Here is an 8,770-nt window from a genome sequence, read left to right on the forward strand (position 1 = left end):
GGGACTTCCTCTGCGGGGAAGCTGCGTCGCCGCCCCAACACTTAACCGATACCCAGCCTAGTGTCAGGTCACACCCTCGGCGGTAGACGTGTGTTGCGGTCGCCGTGCGCGCACCGAAATCCTCAGTAAGGTATGGCGCGTGAAAGCCCTTCGCCGGTTCACTGTCCGTGCTCACCTCCCGGAGCGCCTCACCGCGCTCGATCAGCTCTCGACAAACCTCCGCTGGTCGTGGGACAAACCGACGCAGGACCTGTTCGCGTCCATCGACCCGGCGCTGTGGGAGCGGTGCGGCGCGGACCCGGTCGCCATGCTCGGCGGCGTGAACCCGGCCCGTCTTGACGAACTGGCGCTCGACGAGAGCTTCCTGACCCGGCTCGACGAGCTGGCCGCCGATCTCAACGACTATCTGAGCCGCCCCCTGTGGTATCAGCAACAGGAAGCCGACGGCGGCGACGCCCCGAGCGGCATCGCCTACTTCTCGATGGAGTTCGGGGTCGCCGAGGTGCTGCCGAATTACTCCGGCGGCTTGGGGATCCTGGCCGGTGACCACCTGAAGTCGGCGTCGGACCTCGGCGTCCCGCTGATCGCGGTGGGCCTCTATTACCGCTCCGGGTATTTCCGCCAGTCGCTGACCGCGGACGGCTGGCAGAACGAGACCTACCCGTCGCTGGACCCGCAGGGGCTGCCGTTGCGGCTGCTGACCGACGCCGGTGGCGATCCCGTGGTGATAGCGCTGACGCTTCCCGACTCGGCGCAGCTGCACGCCCATGTGTGGGTGGCGCAGGTGGGTCGCGTCCCGCTGCTGTTGCTCGATTCGGACGTGCCGGAGAACGAGCACGATCTGCGCGGCGTCACCGACCGCCTCTACGGCGGGGACCAGGAACACCGCCTGAAACAGGAGATACTGGCCGGCATCGGCGGGGTGCGCGCGATCCGCGCGTTCACCGCCATCGAGGGGCTGCCCGCGCCCGAGGTCTTCCACATGAACGAGGGCCACGCCGGATTCCTGGGCGTCGAACGCATCCGCGAGCTCATCGCCGAGCAGGGGCTGGACTTCGACACCGCGTTGACGGTGGTGCGGTCGTCCACCGTGTTCACCACCCACACCCCGGTGCCCGCCGGCATCGACCGGTTCCCGGTGGACCTGGTGGTGCGCTACCTCGGCGGGAAGGCCGACGCCACCGGCGAGTCCACGCTGCTGCCGGGCGTGGCGACCGATCGGATCGTCGCGCTGGGCGCCGAGGACGATCCCGCCAAATTCAACATGGCGCACATGGGCCTGCGGCTGGCCCAACGCGCCAACGGCGTCTCGCTGCTGCACGGGCGGGTCAGCCGCGCCATGTTCAACGAGCTGTGGCCCGGGTTCGACCCCGAGGAGGTGCCGATCGGGTCGATCACCAACGGGGTGCACGCGCGTACCTGGGCGGCGCCGCAATGGTTGCAGCTGGGCCGCGAGCTGCTCGGCTCGGACTCGTTCGGCGACCCCGGCGTCTGGCTGCGGCTGCAGCAGGTCGACATCGGCCACCTGTGGTGGATCCGCTCCCAACTGCGCGCACTGCTGGTCGACGACGTGCGCCGCCGGTTGCGCCGGTCGTGGCTGGAGCGCGGCGCCTCGGAAGCCGAATTGGGCTGGATCGCAACGGCTTTCGATCCGAACGTGCTCACCATCGGCTTCGCCCGGCGGGTGCCGACCTACAAGCGGCTGACGCTCATGCTGCGTGACCCCGACCGGCTCGAACAGCTGCTGCTCAACAAGGAGCGCCCGATCCAGCTGATCGTCGCCGGCAAGTCGCACCCGGCCGACGACGGGGGCAAGGCGCTCATTCAGCAGGTGGTCCGGTTCGCCGACCGGACGCAGGTGCGCCACCGCATCGCCTTTTTGCCCGACTACGACATGTCGATGGCGCGGCTGTTGTATTGGGGCTGCGACGTCTGGCTGAACAACCCGCTGAGGCCGCTGGAGGCCTGCGGCACGTCGGGGATGAAGAGCGCGTTGAACGGCGGGCTCAACCTGTCCATCCGCGACGGCTGGTGGGACGAGTGGTACGACGGCGAAAACGGTTGGGAGATACCGTCGGCCGACGGCGTCAACGACGAGACCCGCCGCGACGACCTGGAGTCCGCGGCCCTGTACAGCCTGCTGGAGCAGGCCGTCGCGCCGAAGTTCTACGAGCGCGACGAGCAGGGGGTGCCGCCGCGCTGGATGGAGATGGTGCGCCACACCCTGCAGACGCTGGGCCCGAAGGTGCTTGCCTCGCGCATGGTGCGCGACTACGTGGAGCAGTACTACATGCCGGCCGCGCGGTCGCTGCGCCGGACCGTTGCGGCGCCCGACGGCGCCGACCGGGGCGACGCGTTCGGCGCGGCCCGCGAGCTGGCCGCCTACCGCCGGCGGGTGCAGCAGGCGTGGCCCAAGATCGCGATCACCGACGTCGACAGCACCGGCCTGCCCGATACCCCGCAGCTCGGCTCCAAGCTGACCCTGACCGCGACCGTGCAGCTGGCGGGACTGCGGCCCGACGAGGTCATGGTGCAGGCCGTGCTGGGCCGCGCCGACTCCACCGACACGCTGCTGGATCCGGTGACCGTGGAGATGTCGCACACCGCGACCGCCGAGGGCGGCTACGAGATCTTCTCGACGACGACGCCGCTGCCGCTGGCCGGGGCGGTGGGCTACACGGTCCGCGTGCTGCCCCAGCACCCGATGCTCGCGGCCCCCAACGAGCTCGGACTGGTCACGCTGGCCCGCTAGTCCTCAGCCGCTCCAGGGCGGCGCGCACCTGCGCCGCGTTGGTCGTCTGCCAGAACGGCGGCAGCGAGTCCCTCAGGTAGCGCCCGTAGCCGGCGGTGACCATCCGCGAGTCGAGCACCGCGACCACCCCGCGGTCGGAGACGCGGCGCAGCAGCCGGCCCGACCCCTGAGCCAGCAGCAGCGCGGCGTGGCTGGCGGCGACGGCCATGAAGCCGTTGCCCCCGCGCGCGGCGACCGCACGCTGCCGCGCCCCCAGCAGGGGGTCGTCGGGCCGGGGGAACGGGATGCGGTCGATGATCACCAGCGACAGCGACGGGCCCGGCACGTCGACGCCCTGCCACAGGGACAGGGTGCCGAACAGTGACGTCTCGGGGTCGGCGCTGAACTGCTCGACGAGCGCGGAGGTGGTGTCGTCGCCCTGGCACAGCACCGGCGTCGACAGCGTGGCGCGCATGGCCTCCGCGGCGGCGCGGGCGGCCCGCATCGACGAGAACAGGCCCAGGGTGCGCCCGCCCGCGGCGGTGATCAGTTCGGCGATTTCGGTGAGCTGCTCGGCGGAACCGGTGCCGTCGCGGCCCGGCGGCGGCAGATGAGCGGCCACGTACAGGATGCCGGCCTTGGCGTGCTGGAACGGCGAGCCCACGTCGAGTCCCCGCCAGCTTTCGGCCTCGGCGGCCTCGGTGTTGGCGAGCCCCCAGGCCGCGGCCATCGCGTCGAACGAGCCGCCGACCGTCAGCGTGGCCGACGTCAGGACGGTGGTCGAGCGGGCGAACACCTTGCCGCGCAACAGGTCTGCCACCGATAGCGGCGCGACCCGTAGCACCGGGCGCGGCGACCCGCGGTTGTCCTCGTGGTCCAGCCAGACGATGTCGGTGCGGTCGGGTATCGCGGGCGCGAACGACGCCAGGATCCGCGACGCGGTGTCGGATATCTCGCTCAGCGCGGCAACGGCTTCGGCGCGCGCCGCGGAGGCCTTCGCGTCGCTGGTGGTGTCGATCGCCGATCGCGCAGCGCTCGCCGCGTCGCGCAGTGCCGCCAGGTAGGTCGCCATCTCGTCGTCGAGGCGATCCATCCGGCCCGGTGTGGCGTCGTGGATGGCGGCGGCGAAGGTGGCCGTCGCGGCCTCCAGGCGCTGGTTCAGTTCCGGGCCGACCAGGCGGGTGATCCGGCGCAGGGCGACCCCGAGGGCGGCGGGCGTCAGCTCCGCGGTGGCCACCGAGGTCACCCGGTCGACCAACTCGTGGGCTTCGTCGACCACCAGCAGCGAATGTTCGGGCAGCACTGCCGATTCGGCCACCGCGTCGATGGCCAGCAGGGCGTGATTGGTCACCACGATGTCGGCGCGGCCGGCCGTCGCCCGCGCCCTTTCGGAGAAGCATTCGGTGCCGAACGGGCAGCGCGCCACGCCCATGCATTCACGCGCGGACACGCTGACCTGCGACCAGGACCGGTCCGCGACGCCGGGCTTGAGGTCGTCGCGGTCACCGGATTCGGTGGTCGACGCCCACGCGGTGAGCCGTTGCACGTCGCGGCCCAGGGCCGTCGCCGCCAGGGGATTGAACAGTTCCTCCTGCGGCACGTCGCCGGTGCCCTCCTCGTCGGCGCCGCCGTTGTGAACCTTGTTCAGGCACAGGTAATTACGCCGCCCCTTGAGCAGGGCGAACCGCGGCGGGCGCGGCAGGGCGCCGGCGAGCGAGTCGGCCAGGCGGGGCAGGTCGCGCTCGAGCGCGATCGTGGCCGTCGAGACGACGACGGGTGAGTCGTCGCCCAGGGCGCGCACGATCGCGGGGACCAGGTAGGCGAGCGACTTGCCGGTCCCGGTGCCGGCCTGCACGACGAGGTGCTCGCCCGTTTCGAACGCGCGCGCCACCGCGGCGGCCATCTCCACCTGGCCGGGCCGTTCGCTGCCGCCGAGCGCCGCCACGGCTTTGGCCAGCAACTCGGGCACGGATACCTCGGACGTGGTCACTCTCTTCGCTAGGGGGCGTGCTGGCGCTGCGGTGCCGAGACCTGCGCGGTCGGGATCGCCGGGTCGCCGTGGGACAGGTTCAGCCCCTCCCACGGCAGGCTGCGCAGGCCCGAGGCCACGAGCTCGCGTGCCGCCGCCAGGTTCGGCTCGGTGACCGGCTCCCCGGCGCGGACCAGCGGGGTGGTCAGCACCCGGAACGGTTCTCTCGTGGTCGGTGGGCGCCCCGCCGGATGGACCACCTCCTCGGTGATGGTTCCGGTCGGGCGGGACAGGCGCAGGGCCTCCTTGCGGCCGCCGCGGGTTTCCTTGTGGCTGCTGCGTTTTTGGACCGGCATGCCGTCCACTTCGACGAGCTTGTAGACCATGTTGGCGGTCGGGGCGCCGGAACCGGTGACCAGTGAGGTGCCGACGCCGAAGCTGTCCACCGGCTCCGCGCCCAGCGCCGCGATGGAGAACTCGTCGAGGTCGCCGGACACCACGATGCGGGTCCGGGTGGCGCCCAGCCCGTCGAGCTGGTCACGCACCTGGCGGGCCAGCGCGCCGAGCTCGCCGGAGTCGATGCGGACCGCACCGAGCCCGGTGCCGGCCGCGGCCACGGCGTTGGCCACTCCTTCGGTCACGTCGTAGGTGTCCACCAGCAGGGTGGTGCCGGCGCCCAGCGCGTCCACCTGAGCGCGGAACGCGGCCGGTTCGTCCGGGCCCTCGGCGCTGGCGTGCAGCATGGTGAACGCGTGCGCGGACGTGCCCTCCGTCGGTATGCCGTATTGCTTCTGCGCCTCGAGGTTGGACGTCGCGGTGAACCCGGCGATGTAGGCGGCGCGGGCCGCGGCGACGGCCGCCCGTTCGTGCGTGCGCCGGGACCCCATCTCGATCAGCGGACGCTCCCGCGCGGCGCTGACCATGCGCGCCGCTGCGGACGCGATCGCGGTGTCGTGGTTGAAAATCGACAGCGCCAGCGTTTCGAGCAGCACGCACTCGGCGAAGCTGCCGGTCACCGAAAGCACGGGGGATCCGGGGAAGTACAGCTCGCCCTCGGCGTAGCCGTCGATGTCGCCGCGGAACCGGAAGTCGCGCAGGTAACCTACCGTTTCCGGGTCGAGGAACTCCGCCAGCAACTCACAGGCGCGGTCATCGAAGATGAAGTGCGGCAAGGCTTCCAGCAGCCGGCCGGTCCCGGCGACCACGCCGTACCGGCGGCCGTCGGGCAGTCGCCGCGCGAACATCTCGAACGTGGTCCTGCGGTTGGCTGTGCCGTCACGCAGCGCCGCCGCCAGCATGGTCAGCTCGTATTTGTCGGTCAGCAGCCCAGCCAGGACCGGCTCGTTCATTCCGCAACGGTAACGGCTGACGTCGCCCGGCGTGTGCCTCGGTATCGTGGGGGCCATGGTTGTTGCGTCAGCGCCCACGGAGCCGAAGTCGCTGCCGGGCACTACCGGGCAACGCGAGACGGCCGCGGAGGTCGCCACGGCCAGTCCCTGGGTCACCATCGTGTGGGACGACCCGGTCAACCTGATGACGTACGTGACCTATGTGTTCCAGAAGCTGTTCGGCTACAGCGAGCCGCACGCCACCAAACTGATGCTGCAGGTGCACAACGAGGGAAAGGCCGTGGTGTCGGCGGGGAGCCGGGAGAACATGGAGGTCGACGTGTCCAAGCTGCATGCCGCCGGACTGTGGGCGACGATGCAGCAGGACAGCTGAGCGCCGAGGCACCGGCGATACGCTGTGCGCAAATGGAAGCGCGTCGAGACCGCGAACGGTCCCCGTTTTCGGTCCTCCCTGGCCTCGCATGAGGCCGCCCTGTTGACGAACCTGGCCGGGGCGATGATCGGCCTCCTCGACGAGCGCGAATCCTCCTCGCCGGCAGACGAACTCGAGGAGATCACCGGGATCAAGACCGGGAATGCCGACCCGCCGGGGGATCCGACCCTGCGCCGGCTGCTGCCCGACTTCATCAAGCCCGCCGACGGCGACGGCTCGCCCGCCGACGTCCCGGAGAACCTCAACGCCGCGCTGCGCAGCCTGCACGAGCCCGAGATCATCGGCGCCAAACGTGTTGCGGCCCAGCGTTTGTTGGACACCGTCCCGGACAACGGGGGCAAGTTCGAGCTGACGGCCGACGACGCGGACGCGTGGGTCGCGGCGGTCAACGACATCCGGCTGACGCTCGGCGTCATGCTCGAGGTCGGCCCGCAGGGGCCCGAACGGTTGCCGGCCGACCATCCGCTGGCCGTGCACTTCGACGTCTACCAGTGGCTGACCGTGCTGCAGGAGTACCTCGTGCTGGTGTTGATGGGATCGCGATGATCCCGCCGGCGGCCCGATGAGTTCCATCACCGACGTCGGGGGCATCCGGGTGGGTCACTACCACCGCCTGGACCCGGACGCGTCGCTGGGCGCGGGGTGGGCCTGCGGCGTCACCGTGGTGCTGACCCCGCCCGGCACGGTCGGGGCCGTGGACTGCCGCGGCGGTGCGCCGGGCACCCGGGAGACCGATCTGCTCGACCCGGCGAACACCGTGCGGTTCGTCGACGCCGTGCTGCTCGCCGGCGGCAGCGCCTATGGCCTGGGCGCCGCGGACGGCGTCATGGCCTGGCTGGAGGAACAGGGCCGCGGGGTGGCGATGGAGGGCGGCGTGGTGCCCATCGTGCCCGGCGCCGTGATCTTCGATCTGCCGGTCGGCGGCTGGGACCGCCGGCCGACGGCCGAGTTCGGCTACCGGGCGTGCGAAGCGGCCGCGCAATCCCGGGCAGCCGGGTGCGTCGGCGCCGGCGTCGGTGCCCGGGCCGGGGTGCTCAAGGGCGGCGTCGGCACCGCCTCGACGACGCTGGGGTCCGGCGTCACCGTCGGCGCGGTCGTCGCGGTCAACTCCGCGGGCGACGTCGTCGACCGGGCCACGGGCCTGCCGTGGCTGGCCGAGCTGGCCGACGAGTTCGGGCTGAGGCCGCCGCCGCCCGACCAGATCGAGGCGTTCGGCCGGTTGCCCTCGCCGCTGAACCCGTTGAACACCACGATCGCGGTGGTGGCGACCGACGCCGCGGTGAGCGCGGCCGCGTGCCGGCGGATCGCCGCCGCCGCCCACGACGGACTGGCCCGTGCGATCCGCCCGGCCCACACGCCGCTGGACGGCGACACGGTGTTCGCGCTCGCGACGGGGGCCATCGAAATGGCGCCCGAGGCCGCGCCCCCGGCCGCAGGGAAGCCGGTGCCCGCGGCGTTCGCCCCCGATACGCGGCTGGTGACCGAGGTGGGCATCGCGGCGGCCGACTGCCTCATGCGGGCGGTGCTGGCCGGGGTGCTCGCCGCCGAATCGGTCGCCGCCATCCCGACCTACCGCGACGTGTTGCCCGGCGCGTTCGGCGGGCCGCCCCGGTAGCCTGGACGGGCCGAGTCGAAAGGGCAGCGATGGCGAGGAGCACGCCGAGGGGACGTTCCGGCGTTCCGGCGACCCAGGCCAAGAAGCGGCCCGAGTGGTTCGTCGGCGGGGCCGCCATCCTCACCTTCGTCGCCCTGCTCTACCTGGTCGAGCTGATCGACCAGCTCGACGGCGGCAGGCTGGACTCCAACGGCATCAGGCCGCTGACGACCGACGGCCTGTGGGGCATCGTCTTCGCGCCGGTCCTGCACGCCAACTGGCAGCACCTGGCGGCCAACACCGTCCCGCTGCTGGTGCTCGGCTTCCTGATGACGCTGGCCGGAATGTCCCGCTTCGTGTGGGCCACGGTGATCGTCTGGGTCCTGGGTGGGTTCGGCACCTGGCTCATCGGCAACGTGGGCAGCTCCTGCGGTCCGACCGATCACATCGGGGCCTCGGGCCTGATTTTCGGCTGGCTGGCCTTCCTGCTGGTGTTCGGGCTGTTCGTCCGCCGGGTGTGGAACATCATCGTCGGGCTGGTCGTGCTGTTCGTCTACGGCGGCGTCCTGCTCGGGGCGATGCCGGTGCTGCACCAGTGCGGTGGCGTGTCGTGGCAGGGCCACCTGTGCGGAGCGATCGCGGGCGTCATCGCGGCCTACGTGTTGTCCGCGCCCGAACGCAAGGCGCGGGCGCG

General features: G+C 71.6%; 7 protein-coding genes. 5 read left to right on the forward strand and 2 right to left on the reverse strand.

What is annotated here, in order from left to right; translation table 11 throughout:
- Positions 1–139: 139 nt before the first annotated feature.
- On the forward strand, positions 140–2,752 hold the full coding sequence (gene glgP / locus BN971_RS08510) for an alpha-glucan family phosphorylase (RefSeq protein ID WP_085183188.1): 2,613 nt from the start codon (positions 140–142) through the stop codon (positions 2,750–2,752).
- Here glgP and BN971_RS08515 read toward each other — a convergent pair.
- On the reverse strand, positions 2,736–4,721 hold the full coding sequence (locus tag BN971_RS08515) for an ATP-dependent DNA helicase (RefSeq protein WP_090349920.1): 1,986 nt from the start codon (positions 4,719–4,721) through the stop codon (positions 2,736–2,738). The genes glgP and BN971_RS08515 overlap by 17 nt on opposite strands.
- Before the next feature lie 8 nt (positions 4,722–4,729).
- On the reverse strand, positions 4,730–6,049 hold the full coding sequence (locus BN971_RS08520) for a nicotinate phosphoribosyltransferase (RefSeq protein WP_085183186.1): 1,320 nt from the start codon (positions 6,047–6,049) through the stop codon (positions 4,730–4,732).
- A 55-nt stretch (positions 6,050–6,104) separates the two neighbouring features.
- Here BN971_RS08520 and clpS point away from each other — a divergent pair, with 55 nt between their 5' ends.
- The 4 genes from clpS to BN971_RS08540 all read left to right on the forward strand — a co-directional run.
- On the forward strand, positions 6,105–6,422 hold the full coding sequence (clpS, locus tag BN971_RS08525) for an ATP-dependent Clp protease adapter ClpS (protein ID WP_085183185.1): 318 nt from the start codon (positions 6,105–6,107) through the stop codon (positions 6,420–6,422).
- Between the two features lie 24 nt (positions 6,423–6,446).
- Entirely contained in the window at positions 6,447–7,028 is a 582-nt protein-coding gene (aosR, locus tag BN971_RS08530) for an oxidative stress transcriptional regulator AosR (protein ID WP_085183184.1), read from the forward strand.
- A gap of 16 nt (positions 7,029–7,044) precedes the next feature.
- Positions 7,045–8,097, forward strand: coding sequence for a P1 family peptidase (locus BN971_RS08535; RefSeq protein ID WP_085183183.1), 1,053 nt, complete (start codon positions 7,045–7,047; stop codon positions 8,095–8,097).
- Positions 8,098–8,126: 29 nt separating this feature from the next.
- On the forward strand, positions 8,127–8,770 hold a 644-nt coding region (locus BN971_RS08540; protein WP_090349922.1), incomplete at its 3' end, for a rhomboid family intramembrane serine protease.

Source organism: Mycobacterium bohemicum DSM 44277, from assembly GCF_001053185.1.
Classification (GTDB): domain Bacteria; phylum Actinomycetota; class Actinomycetes; order Mycobacteriales; family Mycobacteriaceae; genus Mycobacterium; species Mycobacterium bohemicum.